This window comes from Paraburkholderia sp. UCT2 (assembly GCF_014397665.1).
In the GTDB taxonomy this organism is placed as follows: domain Bacteria; phylum Pseudomonadota; class Gammaproteobacteria; order Burkholderiales; family Burkholderiaceae; genus Paraburkholderia; species Paraburkholderia tuberum.
Genome location: NZ_VZQO01000001.1, coordinates 168,520 through 191,242 on the forward strand (window position 1 = coordinate 168,520; position 22,723 = coordinate 191,242).

A 22,723-nucleotide genomic window follows, 5' to 3' on the forward strand; every position below is an offset into this window, starting at 1 on the left:
CGTCTACCTACATACACCCTCAAACGTCGATATTCCCCGCCCTCAACGCATTCGACTCAATAAAGGCCCTGCGCGGCTCCACATCATCCCCCATGAGCGTAGTAAAGATGCCATCAGCAGCAATAGCATCCTCAATCTGCACCCGAAGAAGACGCCGCACCGCAGGATCCATAGTCGTCTCCCAAAGCTGCTCCGGATTCATCTCCCCGAGGCCTTTATAGCGCTGCTTGGACATATTCCTCTCAGCATCAGCCAGCAGCCACTTCATCGCACTCTTAAAGTCGGTGACAGCCATACTCCGCTCCCCACGCTTGATCACAGCGCCAGAGCCAATCAACCCCTTGAACGTATTAGCGGTCGTCACAAGCTGCTGATAATCCGCAGTCAACTGAAACTCTTCATCGATCACAGAAATCTTCTGATTCCCATGATGCGTCCGCGCGACGCGCAGCGAGCGCAGCTCCCGCACAGGGTCATACATCGTCGTAACGCGCACTTCCGGCTTCAGCGCATCATCCCGCAGCTTCGCCTCAAGCGCGCGAGCCGAAGCTTCGGCCGCCTGCTCGCTGGAGAGGTCGATAACGACGCCATCCATCACCGCCTCGAGCGCACCAGCGTCATACAGCCGACTCAACCGATCAACCACTGCCTGCGCCAACAGATAAGCCCGAGCCAACTCACCCAACGCATCCCCGGTAATCGGAGTCGCACCTTCAGAAGCCACCAACTCCGACCCCTGCAACGCGAGCCGAAGAATATGAGCGTTGACTTCCGACTCATCCTTCAGATACCGCTCATCCTTCCCCGCCTTGATCTTGTAAAGCGGCGGCTGCGCGATATAGATATACCCGCGCTCGATCATCTCCGGCATCTGCCGATAGAAGAACGTCAACAACAGCGTCCGGATGTGCGCGCCATCGACGTCAGCATCGGTCATGATGATGATGCGGTGATAGCGCAGCTTGTCGAGGTTGTAATCTTCCTTGCCGATCCCGCAGCCAAGCGCGGTAATCAGCGTAACGATCTGCTCGGAAGAAAGCAGCTTGTCGTAGCGCGCCTTCTCGACGTTCAGCACCTTGCCGCGCAGCGGCAAGATAGCCTGAAACTTCCGATCACGCCCCTGCTTCGCCGACCCACCCGCCGAGTCACCCTCGACGATATAAATCTCCGACTTCGCCGGATCCTTCTCCTGGCAATCCGCGAGCTTGCCGGGCAAACCGACACCATCGAGCACGCCCTTACGGCGCGTCATCTCACGCGCCTTGCGCGCCGCATCGCGGGCACGCGCCGCATCGACGATCTTGCCGCAGATGATCTTCGCGTCGCCCGGCGTCTCGAGCAGGAATTCCTCGAGCGCCTTTGCGACCACTTCTTCCACCGGCGCGCGCACTTCCGACGACACCAGCTTGTCCTTCGTCTGCGAGCTGAACTTCGGCTCCGGCACCTTCACCGACAGCACGCACGACAGCCCTTCACGCATGTCATCGCCCGACGTTTCGACCTTCGCCTTCTTCGCGACTTCGTGATCGGCGATGTACTTGTTCAGCACGCGCGTCATCGCCGCACGCAGACCGGTAAGGTGCGTGCCGCCATCGCGCTGCGGAATGTTGTTCGTGAAGCACAGCACGTTTTCGTTGTAGCTGTCGTTCCACTGCATCGCCACTTCGACGCCCACACTATCCTTCTCGCCCATGATGTGGAAGATGTTCGGGTGCAGCACGGACTTGTTCTTGTTGATGTACTCGACAAAACCCTTCACGCCGCCGACGAACGCGAAATCCTCTTCCTTACCCGAGCGCTGATCCACCAATCGAATCCGCACACCGTTATTGAGGAACGAAAGCTCACGAATCCGCTTCGCGAGAATGTCGTAGTGGTATTCAACATTGCCGAAAATCTTTTCATCGGCCATGAAATGCACTTCGGTGCCGCGGTTTTCGGTGTCGCCGATCACCTGTATCGGCGACGTGGTCACGCCGTCGATCTCTTCGAGCACGCGGTTCTGCGGCACACCACGGTGGAATTCCATGAAGTGCTTCTTGCCGTCGCGGCGCACGGTGAGGCGCAACCACGCCGACAGCGCGTTCACGCACGACACGCCCACGCCGTGCAGGCCGCCCGACACCTTGTAGCTGTTCTGGTCGAACTTGCCGCCGGCGTGCAGCTCGGTCATCACGATTTCGGCGGCGCTGCGCTTCGGATCGTGCTTGTCGTCCATCTTGAGGCCGGTCGGCACGCCGCGGCCGTTGTCGGTGATCGACACGGAGTTGTCCGCGTGGATGATCACCTGGATGTCGTTGCAATGGCCGGCGAGCGCTTCGTCGATCGAGTTGTCGAGCACTTCGAACACGAGGTGGTGCAAACCGGTGCCATCCGATGTATCCCCGATGTACATCCCAGGCCGCTTGCGCACGGCTTCCAGACCTTCGAGGATCTGGATGGACGAGGCGCCGTAGCTGTTATCGGGCTGCGTATTGTTCGTTTCAGTCATGGATTTTTTCCGGTTCTGCGTTACTGCAAGGTTGCTGCTCTGGACTTTTCAAAACGCCATAAAAACGCCAAAGGGGCGCTGCGCCCCTTGGTGTTCTTCTTGATGTTGGACGCGTCAGATGCGCATCGGCATCACCACGTACTTGAATTCGTCGTTCTCGGGAATCGTGATCAACGCGCTGGAGCTGGCATCACCCAGGCTCACCTGCAGCATGTCGACCTTCAAATTCGCGAGCACGTCGAGCAGATACGTGACGTTGAACCCGATATCGACGCTGTCGCCGTCGTATGCGATTTCCAGTTCTTCCTGCGCCTCTTCCTGATCGGCGTTGGTCGACATGATCTTCAACTGGCCCGGCTCGACGATGCAGCGCACGCCCTTGAACTTATCCGACGTCAGAATCGCCGCGCGTTGCAGCGAACGCTGCAGTTCTTCGCGGCCAATCTGGAATTTGTTCTGGTGCGACTTCGGAATCACGCGCTGGAAGTCGGGGAACTTGCCTTCCACGAGCTTCGACACGAGTTCAACCTGACCGAACGTGAACTTGACCTGCGTCTGCGCGATGTCAATCTTCAGCGTGTCGTCGATGTCTTCGAGCAGGCGCTGCAGTTCGAGAATCGTCTTGCGCGGAATGATCACTTCGTGGCGCGCGAAGGAGCCCTCGATCTTCATCGACGAGAACGCGAGACGGTGACCGTCGGTCGCGACCGCCATCAGCTGATCGCCGTCCACCACCAGCAGCATGCCGTTCAGGTAGTAGCGGATGTCCTGCTGGGCCATCGAGAAATGGACCATGCCGAGCAGCTGGCGGAACGTCTTTTGAGGAACCACCAAGCTCGCGCCGTAGTCTTTGGCCTGAGCGACGGTCGGGAATTCGTCCGCGGCGAGCGTCTGCAGCGCAAAGCGGCTCTTGCCGGATTGCACGGTCAGACGCTTGTCGTTCAGCGTCAGCGTGACCTGGCCGTCAGGCATCGCGCGCAGAATGTCGAGGAGCTTGCGCGCCGCCACCGTGGTCGCGACCGAATCGCCGCCCACGCCGAAATCGGCGCGCGTGGTGATCTGCAACTCCAGGTCGGTCGACAGGAACGATACGTCAGGACCGTTCTTGGTGATCAGCAAATTGGCGAGGATCGGCAACGTATGGCGGCGTTCGACGATGCCGCTCACGGTTTGCAGCGGCCTGAGGAGGTTGTCGCGTTCGGTCTTGACCAGTTGCATAGGGTTCCTTCGTTGATATAACGGCCTGCACGCCTTACGGGACAAGCTTTTCAGCGCGCAGCCACGGCTCCCCGCCGGCGCCCTGAAAAGCGCCCGACACGGCGTGAAATCCGCCCGTCGCCGCCGGGCGGTTAAACCTGTATTGTGCCTGAAAACGGGACCGCCTCACTAAAATGGGGGCGAGTTCGGGAATAAACAGGTCGATTTTGTACGGCGTGGTCCGGGCTGCCGCCGACTTGTCGCGCCGCTGCGCGGCGCTACCGGTTCGCAGGCTCGTTGTTCCGCCACTTCTGGCCGGTTGCGCCGCAAATTCGTCACGGGTTTGCCGCGCTTTTTACATCGCTTCTGCCCGCTTACCGTCGCGTTCCTTGTCATTTCCCGTTCGGACCCGACAGCGCCGCCGGGTTGTGGGGTCCCCTGCCCGTTTCTCGATTTACAGCGTTTTCGCGGCCTCATTCAAACCACTGCGTGGCCGCTTCCAGCGTTTCCTGCCGCCGACGTCCGTTTCACGGTCGCGTGCGGCCAGCCCGTTTAGCCCTTCAGCGTCTGCTCCAGCACGTGCAGTTCGTGATTCAGCTGCGCGTCCTTGCTGCGCTCGTCGGCGATCTTGCGCACCGCGTGCAGCACCGTCGTGTGGTCGCGCCCGCCGAAAAGCTCGCCGATTTCCGGCAGACTCTTCTGCGTCAATTCCTTCGCCAGGTACATCGCGATCTGCCGCGGCCGCGCGATGTTCGCCGGACGCTTCTTCGAATACATGTCCGCGACCTTGATGCTGTAGAAGTCGGCGACCGTTTTCTGGATGTTTTCCACCGAAATCTGCCGGTTCTGCACCGTCAGCAGGTCTTTCAGCGCTTCCTTGGTCAGTTCGATCGTGATTTCGCGGCCGTGGAACTTCGAATACGCGAGGATCTTGCGCAGCGCGCCCTCGAGCTCGCGCACGTTCGAGCGGAGATGCTTCGCGACGAAGAACGCGACGTCCTCATTCAGGCTCACGAACTCCGATTGCGCCTTGCGCATCAGAATCGCGACGCGCATTTCGAGTTCGGGCGGCTCGATCGCCACCGTCAGGCCGGAGTCGAAGCGCGAGATCAGGCGATCGTCGATACCCGAGATTTCCTTCGGATACGTATCGCTCGTGATGATCACTTGCGCCTTGTTGGCGACCAGCGCCTCAAAAGCGTAGAAGAATTCCTCCTGCGTGCGCGACTTGCCCGAAAAGAACTGAATATCGTCGATCAGCAGCAGATCGAGCGAGTGGTAGTAGCGCTTGAAGTCGTCGAACGCCTTGCGCTGGTACGCCTTCACGACATCGGACACGTACTGTTCCGCGTGGATGTAGCGAATCCGCGCGCCGGGTTTGTCCATCAGCAACTGATTTCCGATAGCATGGATCAGGTGTGTCTTGCCGAGGCCCACGCCACCGTACAGGAACAGCGGGTTATACGAAATGCCGGGGTTGTCGGCGACCTGGATCGCCGCGGCGCGCGCGAGCTGATTCGCCTTACCGGTCACGAAGTTGTCGAAGGTCAGCACGGGGTTCAGCTTCGAGCGCTCGTACATCGAGTCGCTCTCGCTGGATGCCGTCGCGCCCACGCCTTGGCCTGGGCGCCACGTGCGACGTCCGGCGGCGGCTTCGTTCGCGTCCAGGCTCGGCAGATCGAGGTCTGCGACGTCTTCGGCGGCGCTGCGCGAATTCGCGTTTTGCGCTGCGAGCGCCGCAGCCGCGGCTGCGGGATTCGCGCGCGCGGCATGCGCGGCGTGCACGGCGCCGACAGCCGCATGGACGGCCGCGACGCCGCCGGCATTACCGCCCTGCGGCGCGGCCGAAGCCGGGCGTGCCGACGACGGAGCCGGCGCCGCGGCCGTTGGGCTACGCATGCCGGCCTTCGGATCCAATACGAATTGCACGTCCACCGGCGCATGCCAGAAATCGCGGGCCATATCCGCGATGCGGCCGGAGAACTGGCTCTTGACCCAGTCGAGCTTGAAGCGGTTCGGCGCGGCAATGCTCAACGTGTTCGCATCGGCGTCGAAGGCGACCGGGGCCAAGGGTTTGATCCACGTCACGTACTGCTGGGGCGTAAGCTCACGCTCCAGCAATGCGGAACAGTGTTGCCAGAATTCGTTCATCAAGTTGCTATCGTTATGGTGTGCACGGCGGTCGCCGCTGCCCCTGTCGCGGACGCGCAACAAGGCCCTGAGCAGCCAGGCGTAACGGCCCCAGGCGCCTGTGCCACAACGGTCTGCGGGACAAGCGTGCCGGAGCGGCGTGCAACATTTTTGGGAAGTAAGGCGAGATTCTAACGCCAAAACGAACCCGAAAGTGAGTTATCCACAGGGACCGATCGCTTGGTCCGGCAACCCCCGGCTGCGCCAGACGACGGCTAAACTATTGACGACCAACGGAAAACCAGTTTAAATAGCGGGTTCCGCGAAAACCAATTTCAGTAAACCACCGGCCATTGCGCTTTCAGCGATGATCGCGCGGTTTTTTTCGATCAAGTGAGAGCAACATGAAACGTACTTACCAACCTTCCGTTACCCGTCGCAAGCGCACCCATGGCTTCCGCGTTCGCATGAAGACCGCTGGCGGCCGCAAGGTCATCAACGCACGTCGCGCGAAGGGCCGCAAGCGCCTCGCGATCTAAGGCAAGCGGATTGCGCGCTGTGACCGAAACCCGCGGCGAAGCGGGAGCGGCCGGGGCGCAGCAACCGGGCTCGGTTCCGTTGCGAGCGCAAGCCGCCTTCCCCAAAGCCGCAAGGCTGCTAAAAACGGATGAATTTTCATCCGTTTTTCGTTTGCGGCCGTGGCGCCGTACCGCACACTTCGTCGTGTACGGCCGGCCCACCGGCAACGAGGCGCGTCTTGGCCTCGTGATCGGTAAGAAGTATGCGCCGCGCGCGGCTACGCGGAATCTGGTGCGCCGGATCGCGCGCGAAGCCTTCCGGCTGCGTCGCGCGGAATTCGGCGGTTGGGATGTGCTGCTGCGTCTACACGCGCGTTTCGACAAAAAAGCTTTGCCGAGCGCGTCGTCGTCGCCGTTGAAGTCGCTGTGCCGCAGCGAAATCGAGGCGCTGCTCGACAAGGCAGCGCGCGAAATTACCCGTCGTCAGGCGCCGCCCGCGGAGGCGCCCAGGACGGAATGACGCAGTGACCGCCCGCACCACGGTCGCCGCAACGGGCGTTGCGCCGGCAGCTTCAGAGCGCGGGCGTCGTCCTGTACTTCACGTTGCGCGGCGCCGTACGGCCGCACCTGCCATGCAAACGGTACTCTTCGCTTTATTGCGCTTTTACAAGCTTGCCGTGAGCCCCATGCTCGGCAACCGGTGCCGTTTTTACCCTTCCTGCTCTGATTACGCGCGCGAGGCAATCCAGTATCATGGCGCCGCGCGCGGGACTTATCTCGCCGTGAGGCGTGTTTGCCGCTGCCACCCGTTTTCCGCGGGCGGCATCGATCTCGTCCCGCCACCCACCTCTGAAAAGCGCTGACGCGCCGTTCCATCGACACTGAGACAACGCATGGATATCAAACGCACCGTCCTATGGGTCATCTTTTTCATGTCAGCTGTCATGCTGTTCGACAACTGGCAACGCGACCACGGACGCCCGTCGATGTTCTTCCCGAGCACGACGCCGACCCAGACCGCCGGCAGCGCCGCGCCGGGCACCACGACACCGGGCACCCAGCCGGCCGATCTGCCGACCACCAACGCGGCCGCGCCGGGCAACGCGCCAGCGGCCGAGCAATCGCAGCCCGTGAAGTTCGGCACCGACGTCTATAGCGGCGAAATCGACACCCGCGGTGCCACATTGTCGCGCCTGTCGCTCGTCAAGCAGGGCGACGGCAAGCAGCCGGATCTCGTGATCACGCTGTTCGACAAAACGAACAATCACACGTATCTGGCGCGCACTGGCCTGCTCGGCGGTGACTTCCCGAATCACAACGACATCTTTACGCTGATGCCGAATCAGCCGACCCATCTGGCCGACGGCCAGAACTCGTTCCAGATGAGCTTCGAGTCACCGGAAAAGGGCGGCCTCCGGGTCATCAAGACGTATACGTTCACGCGCGGCAGCTACGTGATCGGCGTCGAGACGAAGGTCCAGAACGTCGGCACCACGCCGGTGACGCCGCAGCTCTATATGGAACTCGTGCGCGACGACCAGCCGGTCGAAACGCCACGCTTCTCGCACACGTTCATCGGACCGGCTGTCTACACGAACGAGCATCACTTCCAGAAGATGACGTTCAGCGATCTCGACAAGAACAAGCAAAACTTCGCGACGTCGGCCAACGACGGCTGGGTCGCGATGGTCCAGCACTACTTCGCGTCGGCCTGGATTCCGCAGGAAGGCGTGAAGCGCGAGTTCTACGCCGAGAAGATCGATCCGTCGCTGTATCGCGTCGGCATGAAGGAGGCTTTGCCGACCATTCAACCGGGCCAGACCGTCAGCGTGTCCGCGCGTCTGTTCGCCGGTCCGGAAGAAGAAAAGATGCTCGCAGGTATCGCGCCGGGTCTCGATCTGGTGAAGGACTACGGCTGGGTCACGATCATCGCGAAGCCGCTGTTCTGGCTGCTGTCGAAGATCCACAGCTATGTCGGCAACTGGGGCTGGTCGATCGTGCTGCTCACGGTGCTGATCAAGGCGGTGTTCTTCCCGCTGTCGGCCGCGAGCTACAAGTCGATGGCGCGCATGAAGGCGATCACGCCGCGCATGCAGGCGCTGCGCGAGCGTTTCAAGGGCGATCCGCAGAAGATGAACGCGGCGCTGATGGAGCTGTACAAGACCGAGAAGGTCAATCCGTTCGGCGGCTGTCTGCCGGTTGTGATCCAGATCCCCGTGTTCATCTCGCTGTACTGGGTGTTGCTGTCGTCGGTGGAAATGCGCGGCGCGCCGTGGATTCTATGGATTCAGGATCTGTCGCAGCAGGACCCGTACTTCATCCTGCCGATCCTGATGGCCGTGTCGATGTTCCTGCAGACCCGCTTGAACCCGACGCCGCCGGACCCAGTCCAGGCGAAGATGATGATGTTCATGCCGATCGCGTTCTCGGTGATGTTCTTCTTCTTCCCCGCGGGTCTCGTGTTGTACTACGTCGTGAACAACGTGCTGTCGATCGCGCAGCAGTACTACATCACGCGGATGATGGGCAGCTCGAAGGCGAAGCCGGCCTGAGGTTCCGTCCGGTGGTGGCCCGCAGGGCCGCCGTGACGCAAGCTCAAAACGAAAAGCCGCCCGGTGCGAACCGGGCGGCTTTTTTTATGGTGCGGTTGAAGGAAATGCGGCGGGCGGCTGCGCTTGAGTTTCGTCGTTCACTCTTCGTCGGAATCTTCGCCGTAAAAACGCACGATCATTTCCTCGACCAGATTCCGGTCCTTCGGGGTCAACGATGCGATCTTCGAAGCGAGTTCGATCGTTTCGGGTGTCGGCGGATATTTTTCGCCACGTGCCATCGGTCGTGCGCTGGCGCCGGGCGGTGGTCCGTAATGGAGCCAGTGCTCCTTGACGTTCAACCATTCGGCGAGCGTGCGCAACTTGTCCGGCTTCGGGATCGTCGTGCCAGTCAGCCATTTGTGTGCGGTCTGGGGCGTCACGGGCCGCTCGCCGTAATAGCGAAGATTGAATTGCTCGGCGAGTTTGGTCCCGCCGCGGATTTTCAGCGGCTCCAGCAGATCCTTCAGCCTCTTGGCGAAGGCGGCTTTTTCTTTGTCGGTCGGCATGGGCCAGATTGTGCAATTCGGAGTTCAGCCAGTTGACAACCGATCAAGCTTTGTTTTCTCTTATTTGAGATAGTTTTAGCTTGCAGCGCGCGCCCCATAACGCATTGCGCGAATTTGATTTTTTTCATCTCTCGACTGCCAGGCTTGGCTTTGCCTGAACTGCAGTTCCTGCCGAGTCTCAATAATTCCTAAGTAGCGCGGTAATAATCCTAGCTTAATTGGGATAAATCCGAGTTGTTCAACCGATAGGGGCGAACGGGCACGTCATCCGCTTCGCGTCCTTGTCGCCAGCCCTTCCGTGCGAGGCGCGCGCGTTACAATGCCTCGCGCCGGCTCGACCGACGCGGCCCTGCCCTTCCCCTCCCGTTTCGCCCGACTTCACATGCTCACGACCGACTCCGATTCCATCGTTGCCATTGCTACCGCGCCCGGCCGGGGAGGCATCGGCGTCGTGCGGATTTCGTTCGGCCGCGCTGGCGCGGCGGCGGCCCAGCCGTTGATGCAGGCCCTCACCGGCCAGACGCTCGCGGCGCGGCGCGCGAGCTACGTGCCGTTTCTCGACACGAGCGGCAATCCGCTCGATCGCGGCATCGCGCTGTACTTTCCGGCGCCGCACTCGTACACCGGCGAGCACGTGCTTGAACTGCAAGGCCATGGCGGCCCGGTCGTGCTGCAATTGGTCCTGCAGCGCTGCATCGACGCCGGCCGCGCGTTCGGTCTACGGCTCGCCGAGCCCGGCGAATTCACGCGTCGCGCGTTTCTGAACGACAAGCTCGACCTCGCGCAGGCCGAGGCCGTCGCCGATCTGATCGAGGCAAGCACCGAGGCCGCCGCGCGTTCGGCCGGCCGCTCGCTCGACGGCGCGTTCTCGCGTGACATCCACGCGCTGGTCGAAGAGGTGATCACGCTGCGGATGCTGGTCGAAGCGACGCTCGACTTCCCGGAAGAGGAAATCGACTTCCTCGAAGCCGCCGACGCGCGCGGCAAGCTCGTGCGCATACGCGAGCGTCTCGCGCACGTGCTGAGCGAGGCGCGCCAGGGCGCGTTGCTGCGCGAAGGTTTGTCGGTCGTGCTGGCGGGGCAGCCGAACGTCGGCAAGTCGTCGTTGCTGAATGCGCTCGCCGGCGCCGAACTCGCGATCGTCACGCCGATCGCCGGCACCACGCGCGACAAGGTCGCGCAGACGATCCAGATCGAAGGCATCCCCCTGCACGTGATCGACACGGCCGGCCTGCGCGAGACCGAGGACGAGGTCGAGAAGATCGGCATCGAGCGCACGTGGGGCGAGATCGAGCGCGCGGACGTGGTGCTGCATCTGCTCGACGCGCGCGCCGGAATGACGGCCGGCGACGAAACGATCGCCGGACGCTTTCCGCGCGGCGTGCCCGTCGTCCGCGTGCTGAACAAGACCGACCTGACAGGGCTCGCGCCCGCGACGCAGGCGCTCGACGCCGACCTCGAACTTAGCGAGGTGCGGCTGTCGGCGAAGAAGGGTGACGGCGTCGCGCTGCTGCGCGACGAACTGCTGCGGATTGCCGGCTGGCAGGCGGGCGCGGAGAGCGTCTATCTCGCGCGCGAGCGGCACCTGATCGCGTTGCGCGCGGCCGACGAGCATCTGGCGACCGCCGCCGTGCATGCGGAGCAGAACGCGCAGGCGCTCGATCTGTTCGCCGAGGAATTGCGGCTCGCGCAGGATCAACTGAACTCGATCACCGGTGAGTTCAGTTCGGACGATCTGCTCGGCGTGATTTTCAGCCGATTCTGTATCGGTAAGTAACGCCGAACTTGTGCGTCGCCGCAATGCGGCCGTCATATAGGCTCTCGCGGCGGGATCGGCGCCGCTGCCGCACACGCGAAAATCGCACTCCGTCGACCAAAAACCCGCCGGATTTTTGGTACACAACCGGGCAAAGGTTTAGAATCCAGCTGTCCGAGCCTAAACGTACAGCGTCCCCAAAGCATGCCCCGCCTCGCCACCCCGCTCACCGAATCCGAGATCCGCGCGCTCGAACCGCGCGCGACCCGCTACTGCGTCGCCGACGGCAACGGCCTCGTGATCGAGGTCATGACGACCGGCACCAAGGTCTGGCGCTTCCGCTATACGTTGGACGGCAAGCGTCAGCCGCTCGCGACCATCGGCGATTACCGGATGATTTCGCTGCGCGTCGCACGCGCGAAGGCGCAGAGGTACGCAGCGCTCGTCGCGCAGGGCATCTCGCCGGTCGCCACCGCGCGGCGCGATCGCGGTGCCGAGAGCAAGGCCGACGTGCTGCGCGAAGCGGCCGAGCTTTATCTCGCGACGGCGCTGGCCGGCAAGTCGGATGAATATCGCCGCACCACGCGGCGCGCGCTCGACAAGGACGTGCTGCCCGCGATCGGCAACAAGCCGATCGGCGCGGTCACCGCTGACGACGTCGTCGCGATCTGCGAGCGCATCAAAAGCCGCGGCTCGCCGAAAATGGCGCTGCACACGCGCAACGTCGTGAAGCGCCTGTACGCATACCTGATCGCGCGCCAGCTCGCGACCGGCAATCCCGCGGAAGTCGTACCGGCGCGCTCGATCGCGACCTTCGACAGCCGCACCCGCGTGCTGTCCGGCGCCGAGATCGGTGTCATGCTGCGCACGATCGACACATCCAATATCCGCCGTCCGCTGAAGCTCGCGCTGCATCTGCTGGTGCTGACGATGGCACGCAAAGCGGACCTCGTCGAATCGACATGGGTCGAGTTCGATCTCGACGACGCGCTGTGGACGATCCCCGCCGCGCGCCTGAACGCGCGCGAGGACCGCGTCGTCCGTCTGCCGCGTCAGGCGGTTGCGCTGCTGCGCGAGCTGCGGCGCGGGCGCACCAGCGAGACGTTCGTGTTCCCGAGCGTCAGGGGCGACGATCGGCCGATCGCGAAAAGCACGCTGAACCAGGCAGTCAAGGCATTGGGGCTCGACGTGGAGCATTTCGTGCTCCACGACTTTCGTCGCACCGCGTCGTCGCATCTGCGCGACATGGAACAGCAAACAGCTGCGGGGGGCGACATCGCGAAGCGTGAAGCAACCGACGAAGCGGCGTGGCAGCGTCGCATGCTTCAGAGTTGGGCGGACTTTGTCGATAGCCAGATGGAAGTCGCGCGGTAGACGGCGAACGGGACGGCTTGACGGCATTGTCATGGGTTTTGGCGCCATGTGACGCTTGCCGTCAGGCCGGTAACAGGATGGTACACAGGCTAATGCGACCTCGCCCAGACCCTAAGCAAATAAAGGAAAATTCATCAAAAAAACAGGTTTCCAAACCGGGCGCAAATGCGCCTTTTTTCGCTTCTCTGGACCGTTTGACATCGTCGTTCTTTCCCCGCTTCCTTCGCCTACACTGAGAGATGGATGCAAGCCGATACGGAGGTTCCGATGCCTGAATCAATGCTCGCTTATCTGATGGGGCCCGCCGTCATGCTGGTGGTCGGCCTTGCCATCTGGATGATGTCGCGTCACCGCGACCCGTCCAGGCCGCCCAGGCTCGAGCGCTGGCTCGACACGCATTACGCGGAGTGGCTGCATCACAAGCATTAAGCCGTGCCTCAAATGGAAAAAGGCCGTCGCATTGGGCGACGGCCTTTTTGTCTGCGCGTTGTTCGGCTGAATCATCCGCGCATCAGAGCCTGGCCGCGCTCACCACTGCGGCTCGGGTTGCGGTTGCGCATAGCCGTACTGTCCGGGCGGCGGTGCGCCGCACGCGACATATGCGCGCTGATACTGGTCGTAGCAATATCCGGGCGGCGGTGCCACGTAAGCCGGCGCGGGCTGGTACGCGGGCTCGGCGTAGACCGGCTGCGGATACGCGACCACCGGCGCCGGCGTCAACGCCGAGGTGACCACCGCGCCCAGCACCGCGCCGCCAATCAGCGCACCCACCACATCGCCGCCGTGTCCGTGCGCGGACGCCTGGCCCGCCACCGTCAAACTACCCGCCATTACCAACGCCACTGCGATCTTTTTCATATTGAGCTCCCGCCGTTCAGGCATGGACGAATTGTCGCCGGCGCGCGCGGAAATAGATGCTGCAGTTGGTAACCGGAGATTAACTCTGTAACAGGTGCATAACGTTGGACGCGTTAACCCACCCAAGGCATTGCGCTGCTTTTCATCCAGGCATCGCGGGGAAGATCGCCGCGCTGGCCTTGATGCGCGCGCCGACTATTATCTGACCAATGGCAGTGGTCAACGAGCGCCTCGCCTCCCCGCAAGCTGACGTGCCCTCCCTGAACTTCATCCTGGCCGAACCACATGGATACCTCTAAACCGCCCCAGAACGCCGCAACGCTGCATCCCGCAGACGACGCGAACGCGCAGGCGCACGCGCTCGTCGCGGAGGATGCGCCCAGTCTCGCCAGCGACGACGCGCTCGCTCGCATGCTCGCCGACCCGCCGGCGGCCGAGTGCCCGATCACGGTGCTGCTGGTCGGCGACCAGGCGGTCATCGCCGAGGGGGTGCGCGAGGCGCTCGCCGACGAGCCGGGCATCGACTTTCGCTACTGCGCGTCATGGGAAGACGCGGTGCACTGCGCCGAAGAAACGCGCGCGACGGTGATCCTGCAAGATCTCGTGATGCCGGGCACCGACGGTCTGACGCTGGTGCGGCAATACCGGCTGAATGCCGCCACTCGCGACATCCCGATCGTCGTGCTGTCGACCAACGAAGAGCCGCTCGTCAAAAGCGCGGCGTTCGCGGCCGGTTCGAGCGACTACCTCGTGAAGCTGCCCGACCGCATCGAGCTGATAGCGCGCATCCGCTATCACTCGCGCGCGTATCTACACCTGCTGCAACGCGACGAGGCGTACCGCGCGCTGCGGCAATCTCAGCGGCAACTGCTGGCGACGAATCTGGAGTTGCAGCGGCTCACGCATTCGGACGGTCTGACCGGCCTGTCGAACCGCCGCTACCTCGACCAGTACCTGGCCGCCGAATGGCACCGCGGCACCCGCGACAAGACCGGCCTCGGCCTCCTGATGATCGACGTCGATCACTTCAAGGCCTACAACGACACCTATGGGCACGTCGCCGGCGACGAAGTGCTGAAGAGCGTCGCGCATACGATCGAAGCATGCCTCGGCCATTCACTGGATCTCGCCGCGCGCTTCGGCGGCGAGGAGTTCGCGGTGGTCGTGCCGGACACGTCGGCGGGCGGCTTGCGCCTGCTCGCGGAGAAAATCCGCATCGCGGTCGAAGACCGCGCGATCACCCATGCGGGCTCGGCAGAGGGCGTCGTCACGATCAGCATCGGCGCGGCGATGGTGGTGCCGTCGGCCGCCGAACCGGTCACGACGCTGATCGAGGCCGCCGGCGTCGGCCTGTATCGCGCGAAACACGACGGCAGGAATCAGGTGGCCGTGAGCGGCTGAGTCTGGCGCCGCCCTCCTCAACCTTCGGCTTACGCGGCCACGGCGCGCGTATAGCGCTCGGCCGGCGCGCTGCGCGACAGATTCGGCTGCAGATGCAAACGCGCGCTGTTCAGACGCTCCCAGTCGGCGGCATCGGGCAACGACGGGATCGTCACCAGCTCGCCCTGGTCGAGACCGGCAAGCGCCGCGTCGACCATGTCCTCGGCGCTCATCACGATCTGCGAAGGCAGGTTCTCGACCGCGAGACCCGCGCGATCCCAGAACGCGGTGCTCGTCGCGCCCGGCAGCACCGCCTGCAGCCGCACGCCCTTGCCGCCCACCTCGTGATGCAGCGACTGCGTGAGGTTCAACACGTAGGCCTTGGTGCCGCTATAGGTGCCGTTCAACAATTCCGGCGCCAGCGCGACGATCGACGAGATATTGATCACCGTACCGGCGCCGCGCGCGATAAAGCCCGGCAACACCGCCGCCGTCAGGCGCGTGAGCGAGGTCACGTTCAGCTCGATCATCTGCTCGAGTTCATCGATGTCGGAGTCGAGCAGCGTCGCGGTCGCGCCGACGCCCGCGTTGTTGATCAGCATCGTGATGCCGCGCTCGGCGCGCAACTGGTTCTCGATGCGGCGCACGTCGGCCTTGTCGGTCAGATCGGCGCTGACGGTGCTCACGCGGCGGCCGGTTTCCTTCGTCAGCCGGTCGGCGAGGCTGCTGAGGCGTGCGCCGTCGCGCGCGATCAGCAGCAGGTCGTAGCCGCGTCGCGCGAGCCGGTCCGCGTAGACCGCGCCGATACCCGACGATGCGCCCGTGACCACCGCCGTACCCTTGCCTTCGTTCGAATTGCCTTGTACGCCCTTGTCTGCCTGCGTTGCCATTGAAGCTCTCCTTGCGGGCTGCGCATGATGCGGCCGCCCTGTCCGGTGAATGGGAACATCCGTGAACTCGCCGCCTGGCGGCATTTGCGCTGATACGGCGGGGGTTGACGAGCTGAGTTTAGGCGCGTACTGTTTTGTCTCAAATGTCGTATTTCCCTCGTTTCCGGACATCGCAAATGAAACGCATCGGCGTGGTGGTCTTTCCGGGCTTTCAGATCCTCGACATGGTCGCGGTATCGATTTTCGAACTCGCCAATCAGGACACCGGCGAGCCCGCGTACGACGTCACGGTGATCTCCGAGCACGGCGGCATGGTGCGCAGCTCGGCGGGCGTCGAGGTCGCGACGCGCCCGTTCGGCGATCCCGCCTACGACACGGTGATCGTCACCGGCGCGATGGAGATCGCGCCGTCGTCGCCGGGGCTGCTCGCGTTTCTGAACGACGCCCTCGCCGCCTCGCGCCGCACCGCGAGCATCTGCACCGGCGCGTTCGTGCTCGCCGAAGCGGGCATCCTCGACGGCCGCCACGCGACTACGCACTGGGCGCATGCGCGCGATTTGCAACGGCGCTTTCCGCGCGCGCGGGTCGACGAGGACCGCATCTTCATCGTCGACGGCTCGGTGTGGACGTCGGCCGGCATGACCGCGTGTATCGATCTGTGCCTCGCGCTCGTCGAGAACGACCTCGGTGTCGCGGTTTCGCGCGCGATCGCGAAGAAGCTCGTGGTCTATCACCGGCGCACCGGCGGGCAATCGCAGTACTCCGCGATGCTCGATCTCGAACCGAAATCCGATCGGATCCAGAACGCGCTGTCGTATGCGAAGAGCCATCTGCGCGAGCCGCTGACCGTCGAGCAGCTCGCCGACGTCGCGCATCTGAGCCCGCGCCAGTTCAGCCGCGCGTTTCGCGACGAGACGCGCCAGTCGCCGGCCCGCGCGATCGAGGCGCTGCGTGTCGAAGCGGCTCGCACGATGCTCGAAACCGGCCGTCATTCGATCGAAACCGTCGCAGCCGACACTGGCTTCATCGACCCCGAGCGGATGCGGCGCGCGTTTTTGCGCGCGTTCGGCCAGCCACCTCAAGCGATCCGGCGTGCCGCACGCGTGGCGTAAGCGTTCGGGTAGAGAATAGGAAACCCGCGGAGCGAAGCTACGCGAAAATCAGTACCCCGCTCGACCCGTGAATCGAACCCAGCCCAAATGAAAGGAAACGCGATGAGCTACAACGACAGCAACCCGTTCGCCAAAATCTTGCGCGGCGAACTACCGTGCATCAAGGTGGCCGAAAACGACCAGGCGCTGGCTTTCATGGACTTGATGCCGCAGGCCGACGGCCATCTGCTCGTCGTGCCGAAGGAAGCGGTCGCGGAAATTTTCGATCTGTCGGATGCGGCGCTCGTCGCGTCGACGCGCATGGCGCAAAAGCTCGCGATCGCGGTGCGCGCGGCACTGCGTCCTGACGGCGTGTTCATCGGCCAGTTCAACGGCGCGGCGGCGGGACAGACAGTGCCGCACGTCCATTTCCACGTGATTCCGCGCTGGGAAGGCCAACCGCTGAAGCTGCATGCGCGCGAGATCGCCGATCCGGACACGCTCGAAGCGCTCGCCAAACAGATTCGCGCGCACTGGCGCGCCCACTGAAGCGCGACGCGAGGCCTGCCGACGCAACGTCGCGCCCCGCATTACGGTCACGCCCGGTAACAACTGTAAAAGCCGTTGAAACCACCGATTGGCGCGTCGCGACTAGACTGCTATTGCCTTGTGTTCAAGGCATTGAGTGTGGATCTCTTTTTTCAGCCTGCCCCTGTGGCAGGCTTTTTTTCTTTGGGGACCCGCTTCGCAATCTCAGAGCCGCTCGCGCGAACGGCGTAGCGGATGCCGCCAGTCGATGCGTCGGCGACGCGCTCGCAACGGCCGTCCGTCGTGCAGGTCTCGATGCTCCTGCCACAGTTCGTCGGAAAAAAGAAACATGACGATCAGCAGCGGAACGACCAGAAAAATCCCGAGTATTACGTGCTCGTTCACGATAGCCTCCGGGTGCAGGAGATTCGTTTTCATTGTAGAGCACCGCCTGTACCCGCATATGGGCTCGACGAAGATCCACCTGGATTCAGGCCGCACGCGAAGGGTACATCGCACTGCGATCGCGCCCCCCTCGCCTGTCCACGCGGCTTTGCGCCGCGCGGCTTTTTTTCATGCCTTTTCGGCAATGGCGCGTTGCAAGCGTTTCACCAAAGCCCGTGAGAGACGGCTGGCACTGTTTATTTTCTGCACTTGCCCCGTTATTGCGCATCGCAGCTTTTGCCTGTGGAATGACTTTGTGTGCGATGCACAAACCCATTGATTAAATTGTATTAAATCGCTTAATTGACGCTACGCGTTTACGTGAATGCGTGCACAAAGCTTTACCAGCTAAGCCGTGTGCGGGAGTGGATTTTTAGTTATTCATTTCATTGCCATTCAGTCGGGCGTGTGCTCAAGCTTTAATCAGCTTCGACAGCAGGTGCGACAATTCGCCACTGTTGCGATCGCACACAAGATGTGCTTGTCGTTCTCATCGGTTCTCCTAAAGTGCGAGATGCGGGTCCACCGTTAAAGTTAAATACATAGCTAACCGAGATTTTTTTCGGCCCGCCCCGGAGGAACGAATGAAAACTCGAATTGCCGTTGTTTTCGCCATCGCGGGTTTGGCTGCCGCTAGCGTTCAGGCGCAAGACGTCGTGATCAAGCCGCAGCAAACGATCCAGTTCAAGGCCAATGCCTATGGCTGCGTATCGAAGGACAAGCTCGATGCCGCCGATCACCACGCGCAAGCCGGTGAACAGCAGCAGATGCAGGAATTCTTCTCCGGATATCAATGCGTGTCGACTCCGACCGACTCGAGTTTCCGCGTGGTGCGCGTAGTCGGCCACGACGTCGAGTTCGTGAATTCAGCCAATAGCGATACCGAGGGGCTCTGGGCGAACGACCGATTCATCAAGCAATAAGTACAACACCGGTATTCCGGCAAAAGCCGGAATACGGTCGCATGCGTATCCGCTGCGGCTTTAAAAGTCGCAGGCGTGAGCGCGTGAGCTAAAAGAGACGGCTTGGGCATTCCGATGCCAAGCCGTTTTTTATTGCTTTTGATACTTGCCAGGCTTCACCTGCAATAAAAAAGCCGATGCGGGTTTTATCGACCCGCATCGGCAGTACGCCTTCTCGCAAAGCGCAGGAAACCGGCCACGAGCAACGGCGCGTCAGTGCACGCGCTTGCTGCGACGGAACTGGTCGAACAGAACCGCGAGCAGCAGGATGCCGCCGCGAATCAGATACTGATAGAACGTCGGTACGTTCAGCAGGCTCATGGCGTCCTGCACCGAGCCCATGATCAGCACGCCGACCAGCACGCCGGAGATCGTCGCGACACCGCCCGTCAGCGACACACCTCCGAGCACGCACGCGGAAATCACGCCGAGTTCGAGCCCGACCGACGTCTTCGGATCGCCGAGGCTCATGCGCGACGCGAGCATCACGCCCGCGAAGCCGGTCACGAGGCCTTGCAGCACGAACACGGTGATCTTGATCCGCGTGACGGGCAGCCCCGCGAGCACAGCCGCTTCGCTATTGCCGCCGACGGCCAGCACGTTCTTGCCGAACACGGTCTTTTTCAGCAGGAAGCCGAACAGAACGAAGCCGACGATGTTGCTCCAGATCGGATAAGAAATGCCGAGGAACGAGCCGCCGCCGAGGTCGAAGAAGCGCTCCTCGGAGATCATCACCGCGTCGCCGTTCGACGTGATGTACGCGAGGCCGCGCACGACCTCCATCATCGCGAGCGTGACGATCAGCGAGTTGATCTTGTAGCGCGCCACCAGCGTGCCGTTGACGAGCCCGACCGCGCCGCCCGCGAGCACGCCGGCCGTGATGCCGACTAACACGCTGTGCGTCGCGGTGATCAGCACGGAAGCCACCACGCCCGAAAACGCGACGATCGACGCCACCGACAGGTCCACCTCGCCGAGCGCGAGCACGAACATCATCGTGACGGAGATCGAGCCGATCAGCGTGACCGACAGCAGCAGGCCCTGGATATTGCGCGTGCTCAGAAAGTCTGGGACCGTGAGCGACAGCACCGCGAACAGGATGACGAACACCATCACGATGCCGGATTTGTTGATCAGGTCCCAGGTGCGCGCGGCGCGCGCGGTCAAGCCCACGGAGGCGACGGCGGGGGTCGAGGAATCGGTGGAAGGTGTATTCATGATGTCTGTTCCATTCAATGCCGTTTTCGTTGCGGTATTCGGTAGGGGGTCTGGTTGGTGGCGCGATCCGTTGGGCGATCAGCGCGGCAATGCCAGCTTGATCAGCGCATCCGGCGTGGCCTGCGCCTTCGGCAGATCGCCGACGATGCGGCCTTCCTTCATCACGATCACGCGATCGGTCACGCCGATCACCTCGGCGAGATCGCTCGACACGACGATGACCGTGCGGCCCGCCTCGGCGAGCCCATACAGCAGCGCATAGATCTCGCTGCGCGCCCCGACGTCGATGCCGCGCGTCGGCTCGTCCATCAGGAACACGTCGATCTCTTCGGCGAGCCAGCGCGACAGGATCACCTTCTGCTGATTGCCGCCGGACAGCGTGCCGATCGGCGTGTCGCCGTTGCGCGTCTTGATCGCGAGCTTGCCGATGAATTCACGCGTGGTCTGCGCTTCCTTGCGGCCGTTGAGCACGTTGAAGCGGCTGAAGTGGCGGCGGCAGCTGATGTTCAGGTTGTCCGACACCGACGCGATCGACACGATGCCTTCCTGCTTGCGATCCTCGGGACACAGCGCGACACCGGCGCGCACCGCGTCGCGCGGCGTGGCGAACTGCACGCGCTTGCCCTTCAGCGCGACCTCGCCGGCGCTCGGCTTGACCGCGCCGTAGATCAGCTTCATCAGCTCGGAGCGGCCCGCGCCGACGAGCCCGAAGAAGCCGACGATCTCGCCCTTGCGCGCCGAAAACGATGCCGGTTCGCGCAGGCCCGGTCCCATCAGGCCGTCGACCTGAAGCTGCACGTCGCCGTGCTCGCGCGCGCGATAGCCGTACACATCGGTGATCGAGCGGCCCACCATGCAGCTGATCAGCCGATCGCGGTCGAGTCCCGCGCCGGCCTCGAAGGTGTCGATGCGGCGGCCGTCGCGAAACACGGTGACGCGATCGCACAGTTCGTAGACTTCATCCATCCGGTGCGTGACGTAGATGATTGCGCGGCCTTCGGCCTTCAGCGCGCGGATGATGCGGAACAGTTGCGTGGTTTCGCGCGACGACAGCGAGCTGGTCGGTTCGTCAAACGCGATCACGCGCGCGTCGCGCATCAGCGCCTTGCCGATTTCGATCATCTGCCGCTGACCGATCGACAGATGCTTGACCTGCTGCGACGGATCGAGCTTTTCGCCGAGCCGTTCGAGCTCGCGCATCGCACGCGCGACCAAAGCCTTTTCGTCCAGTACGCCGAAGCGATTCGGCAGGGCGCCGAGCATCAGATTCTCGGCGACCGTCAGCTCCGGCACCAGATGCAGTTCCTGATAGATGATCGCGATGCCCGCGGCGATCGCCGCCTTGGTCGTCGCGAACTGCTGCTCGACGCCGTCGAGCGACAACGTGCCCGAGACAGGATGATTGACGCCGGACAGCACCTTCAGCAGCGTCGATTTGCCGGCGCCGTTTTCGCCCATCAGGCCGTGCACCTCGCCGCGGCGCACTTCTAGCGAGACCTGGTCGAGCGCGAGCACGCCCGGAAAGCGCACGGTGATGCCGTCGAGCCGGAGATAGGGGGCGTCGGATGCGGGCGTCGATGCAGGCGAGGGCGCGAGCGCCGCCTCGCTGGCATCAGACCCGGTGAATAAGGACGTCATCGAAAAACCTCGAACGGATGAACCTGAGCGGGCCGCGCTCGCGCTAAACGCGAGGCACGAGGCGGCCCGCCGTCTGCTGCGAGAACCTCGCTTAAATACCCAGTTCCTTGCGCACGTCCAGCCAGTTGCCGCGCACCATCAGCTTGCCGGTGGTCTGCGTGTCGGCGGGCGGCTGCTTGCCGTCCTTGATCCACTCGATGAGGTTCTCGGTGCTTTCCTTGCCGTGGTTCGTCGAGCTGACCGCGATCGTGCCGTAGAAGCCCGTCGGTTCCTTCTTCTGGAACTCGGCGAACGCCTCGCCCGCGCCGTTGATGCCGACGCCGATCACGTCCGCGGCCGGAATATGCAGCTGTTCGGTCGCGCGCACGCCGCCAAGCACGCTTTCCTCGTTGAGCGCGAAGATCACCCACTTCTTGATGTTCGGATGCTGCGCGAGCACCGGCGACACCGCGTTGAAGCCGCCTTCGTCGTCGGTGGTTTTCTGCGGCGCGTCGAAGACGTTTTCCTTCTTGAAGCCGCCGGCGAGCAGCGACTGCGTCGCGCCGTCGGTGCGCAGCTTCGCGGTCGGCAGCTCATAGTCCGTGATACGCAGCGCGCCGACTTCCTCAGGCTTCCAGCCGCGGCGCTTCATTTCGTCGGTGATCGCCTGGCCCACCTGGTTGCCGATCTTGAAGGCCGACATGCCGAGGTGCGGCACGTTCGCCAGCGGCTTGCCGGTCGAATCGACCAGCTGGTCGTCGACGGTCACGAACTTCATGTTGTAGCGCTTCGCGCGCGCCTGAATCGCCGGTCCGAGACGCACGTCGGGCGCGCAGATCACGAAGCCCTTCGCGCCTTGCGCGCCGAGGTTGTCGATCGCGGCCAGCACTTTTTCGCCATCGGGCGTGCCGATGTTGACGACCGAGAAGCCGTCCTTCTTGCCGAGCGCGCTCGCGGCTTTCTGTTCGTTGATGAACCACGCCTGTTCGGGCATCTTCACGAGGAAGCCGACTTTGAGCGGCTCATCCGCGTGGGCGGACAGTTGTGCGGCGAACGGGGCGGCGAGGGCGGCGGCGGCCATCGCGGTCAGGGTCAAACGGCGAAGCTTGCTGGTCATCTACTGTCTCCTGGGGGTGAAAAGCTGCGTTGATGTCGTGTAGTTGCAGCGGGGT

At 63.0% G+C, this 22,723-nt stretch carries 21 protein-coding genes; 11 read left to right on the forward strand and 10 right to left on the reverse strand.

The annotated features are described in order from the left end of the window. Nucleotides 1-19: 19 nt before the first annotated feature. From gyrB to dnaA, 3 genes are all read right to left on the reverse strand, one after another. Nucleotides 20-2,491 carry a DNA topoisomerase (ATP-hydrolyzing) subunit B gene (gyrB, locus tag F6X39_RS00805; protein WP_187615149.1) on the reverse strand — a complete coding sequence of 824 codons (2,472 nt, stop codon included), beginning with the start codon at nucleotides 2,489-2,491 and terminating at the stop codon, nucleotides 20-22. Between the two features lie 114 nt (nucleotides 2,492-2,605). Beyond that, a complete protein-coding gene (dnaN, locus tag F6X39_RS00810) occupies nucleotides 2,606-3,709 on the reverse strand; it encodes a DNA polymerase III subunit beta (RefSeq protein WP_187615150.1) in 1,104 nt (367 codons plus the stop codon). A 531-nt stretch (nucleotides 3,710-4,240) separates the two neighbouring features. Continuing rightward, nucleotides 4,241-5,839, reverse strand: a complete 1,599-nt coding sequence (dnaA, locus tag F6X39_RS00815; protein ID WP_222945076.1) for a chromosomal replication initiator protein DnaA — start codon at nucleotides 5,837-5,839, stop codon at nucleotides 4,241-4,243. A gap of 383 nt (nucleotides 5,840-6,222) precedes the next feature. Between dnaA and rpmH the strand changes: the two genes are divergently transcribed. The 4 genes from rpmH to yidC all read left to right on the forward strand — a co-directional run bounded on the left by rpmH (nucleotide 6,223) and on the right by yidC (nucleotide 8,888). Next, nucleotides 6,223-6,357: a 50S ribosomal protein L34 gene (gene rpmH, locus F6X39_RS00820; protein WP_004198824.1), complete on the forward strand. Its 135-nt coding sequence runs from the start codon at nucleotides 6,223-6,225 to the stop codon at nucleotides 6,355-6,357. 19 nt (nucleotides 6,358-6,376) lie between these two features. Further along, nucleotides 6,377-6,856 (forward strand): ribonuclease P protein component, encoded by a 480-nt coding sequence (gene rnpA, locus F6X39_RS00825; RefSeq protein ID WP_410449846.1) that lies wholly within the window; start codon nucleotides 6,377-6,379, stop codon nucleotides 6,854-6,856. A gap of 112 nt (nucleotides 6,857-6,968) precedes the next feature. Then, the gene (gene yidD / locus F6X39_RS00830; protein ID WP_167050029.1) at nucleotides 6,969-7,199 is read left to right on the forward strand and encodes a membrane protein insertion efficiency factor YidD; all 231 of its coding nucleotides are present in this window, start codon (nucleotides 6,969-6,971) and stop codon (nucleotides 7,197-7,199) included. 30 nt (nucleotides 7,200-7,229) lie between these two features. Beyond that, nucleotides 7,230-8,888 carry a membrane protein insertase YidC gene (gene yidC / locus F6X39_RS00835; protein WP_187615153.1) on the forward strand — a complete coding sequence of 553 codons (1,659 nt, stop codon included), beginning with the start codon at nucleotides 7,230-7,232 and terminating at the stop codon, nucleotides 8,886-8,888. Nucleotides 8,889-9,025: 137 nt separating this feature from the next. Here yidC and F6X39_RS00840 read toward each other — a convergent pair whose 3' ends face one another. Then, entirely contained in the window at nucleotides 9,026-9,433 is a 408-nt protein-coding gene (locus tag F6X39_RS00840; protein ID WP_018418931.1) for a helix-turn-helix domain-containing protein, read from the reverse strand. A gap of 382 nt (nucleotides 9,434-9,815) precedes the next feature. Between F6X39_RS00840 and mnmE the strand changes: the two genes are divergently transcribed. From mnmE to F6X39_RS00855, 3 genes are all read left to right on the forward strand, one after another. Next, nucleotides 9,816-11,210 (forward strand): tRNA uridine-5-carboxymethylaminomethyl(34) synthesis GTPase MnmE, encoded by a 1,395-nt coding sequence (mnmE, locus tag F6X39_RS00845; RefSeq protein WP_187615154.1) that lies wholly within the window; start codon nucleotides 9,816-9,818, stop codon nucleotides 11,208-11,210. A gap of 183 nt (nucleotides 11,211-11,393) precedes the next feature. Continuing rightward, nucleotides 11,394-12,563 carry a tyrosine-type recombinase/integrase gene (locus tag F6X39_RS00850; protein ID WP_187615155.1) on the forward strand — a complete coding sequence of 390 codons (1,170 nt, stop codon included), beginning with the start codon at nucleotides 11,394-11,396 and terminating at the stop codon, nucleotides 12,561-12,563. A 267-nt stretch (nucleotides 12,564-12,830) separates the two neighbouring features. After that, nucleotides 12,831-12,992, forward strand: coding sequence for a hypothetical protein (locus F6X39_RS00855; RefSeq protein WP_184036753.1), 162 nt, complete (start codon nucleotides 12,831-12,833; stop codon nucleotides 12,990-12,992). Between the two features lie 99 nt (nucleotides 12,993-13,091). On the opposite strand, the gene F6X39_RS00860 is transcribed toward F6X39_RS00855, so the two are convergent. Further along, nucleotides 13,092-13,421 carry an ecotin precursor gene (locus F6X39_RS00860; RefSeq protein WP_090802296.1) on the reverse strand — a complete coding sequence of 110 codons (330 nt, stop codon included), beginning with the start codon at nucleotides 13,419-13,421 and terminating at the stop codon, nucleotides 13,092-13,094. Between the two features lie 285 nt (nucleotides 13,422-13,706). Between F6X39_RS00860 and F6X39_RS00865 the strand changes: the two genes are divergently transcribed. Next, on the forward strand, nucleotides 13,707-14,822 hold the full coding sequence (locus tag F6X39_RS00865; protein ID WP_187615156.1) for a diguanylate cyclase: 1,116 nt from the start codon (nucleotides 13,707-13,709) through the stop codon (nucleotides 14,820-14,822). 29 nt (nucleotides 14,823-14,851) lie between these two features. Here the strand turns inward: F6X39_RS00865 and F6X39_RS00870 are convergent, their stop codons facing one another. Further along, nucleotides 14,852-15,691 carry an SDR family NAD(P)-dependent oxidoreductase gene (locus F6X39_RS00870; RefSeq protein ID WP_187615157.1) on the reverse strand — a complete coding sequence of 280 codons (840 nt, stop codon included), beginning with the start codon at nucleotides 15,689-15,691 and terminating at the stop codon, nucleotides 14,852-14,854. 176 nt (nucleotides 15,692-15,867) lie between these two features. Between F6X39_RS00870 and F6X39_RS00875 the strand changes: the two genes are divergently transcribed. Then, a complete protein-coding gene (locus F6X39_RS00875) occupies nucleotides 15,868-16,803 on the forward strand; it encodes a GlxA family transcriptional regulator (protein WP_187615158.1) in 936 nt (311 codons plus the stop codon). A 102-nt stretch (nucleotides 16,804-16,905) separates the two neighbouring features. After that, nucleotides 16,906-17,331, forward strand: a complete 426-nt coding sequence (locus F6X39_RS00880; protein ID WP_184036775.1) for an HIT family protein — start codon at nucleotides 16,906-16,908, stop codon at nucleotides 17,329-17,331. 204 nt (nucleotides 17,332-17,535) lie between these two features. Here F6X39_RS00880 and F6X39_RS00885 read toward each other — a convergent pair whose 3' ends face one another. After that, on the reverse strand, nucleotides 17,536-17,715 hold the full coding sequence (locus F6X39_RS00885) for a hypothetical protein (protein WP_090805511.1): 180 nt from the start codon (nucleotides 17,713-17,715) through the stop codon (nucleotides 17,536-17,538). Between the two features lie 623 nt (nucleotides 17,716-18,338). Between F6X39_RS00885 and sap1 the strand changes: the two genes are divergently transcribed. Then, nucleotides 18,339-18,677, forward strand: coding sequence for a surface attachment protein Sap1 (sap1, locus tag F6X39_RS00890; protein WP_018418921.1), 339 nt, complete (start codon nucleotides 18,339-18,341; stop codon nucleotides 18,675-18,677). A gap of 252 nt (nucleotides 18,678-18,929) precedes the next feature. Here the strand turns inward: sap1 and araH are convergent, their stop codons facing one another. From araH to F6X39_RS00905, 3 genes are all read right to left on the reverse strand, one after another. Then, nucleotides 18,930-19,934, reverse strand: a complete 1,005-nt coding sequence (gene araH, locus F6X39_RS00895; RefSeq protein WP_187615159.1) for an L-arabinose ABC transporter permease AraH — start codon at nucleotides 19,932-19,934, stop codon at nucleotides 18,930-18,932. A gap of 78 nt (nucleotides 19,935-20,012) precedes the next feature. Next, nucleotides 20,013-21,572: an L-arabinose ABC transporter ATP-binding protein AraG gene (gene araG / locus F6X39_RS00900; protein WP_187615160.1), complete on the reverse strand. Its 1,560-nt coding sequence runs from the start codon at nucleotides 21,570-21,572 to the stop codon at nucleotides 20,013-20,015. A gap of 91 nt (nucleotides 21,573-21,663) precedes the next feature. Beyond that, entirely contained in the window at nucleotides 21,664-22,668 is a 1,005-nt protein-coding gene (locus F6X39_RS00905) for an arabinose ABC transporter substrate-binding protein (protein WP_187615161.1), read from the reverse strand. Between the last annotated feature and the right edge of the window lie 55 nt (nucleotides 22,669-22,723).